The sequence below is a fragment of the Dietzia sp. IBK-p2-16D genome, from assembly GCF_057773085.1.
In genome coordinates this window covers 1-465 of record NZ_JBYMTL010000048.1, presented here as the reverse complement: position 1 = coordinate 465, position 465 = coordinate 1, and the positions used below count along the sequence as shown (strand labels likewise).

The following is a 465-nucleotide window of genomic DNA, read 5'->3' as shown; positions in this document are numbered from 1 at the left end:
ATCGGGCAATCTGATTGGAATCCTGACATTGCCTGATCAAAATGTTCTTTCGCCCGTTCGGCCCTAAGCTCGCGACGCATTGTCAAAAACTTTTCCATCGTTTCGGGGGGTAGGTTTTTTTCTATCGCTTGAGCGATAAGAAATTCTGCTGAAGTACGATAGTTAAAATTTAAATCATTCTCTGATCCGATCGCAACAGAAGTATTGTTTTCGTTATCTTTCTTTATGGCTTTAATTTTTTTGGATTCTACAACCTCCCCATTCGCAATCGGTGTTGCAGTTTTTTTAGACATAGGCTATTATTAAGGTGAGTAAGTAAGCGTAGAGAATGAAAACCGTCATGAGTAGAGAACTTGACGGTTTTTTATTTGCCTATTTTTGCACCAACTTATTTATTTTGATCAGTTCGGCACCGAGCACCTTATAAGCCGGCTGGCCAATTTCGGGAACAAAAACAGGCTTAAA

1 protein-coding gene is annotated in these 465 nt (G+C 39.8%); it reads right to left on the bottom strand.

Annotated elements, in window-relative coordinates; translation table 11 throughout:
* Positions 1-293, bottom strand: a 293-nt coding sequence (locus tag AC3DE3_RS17275; RefSeq protein WP_488370849.1) for a hypothetical protein, incomplete at its 3' end; no start/stop codon positions are given.
* Between the last annotated feature and the right edge of the window lie 172 nt (positions 294-465).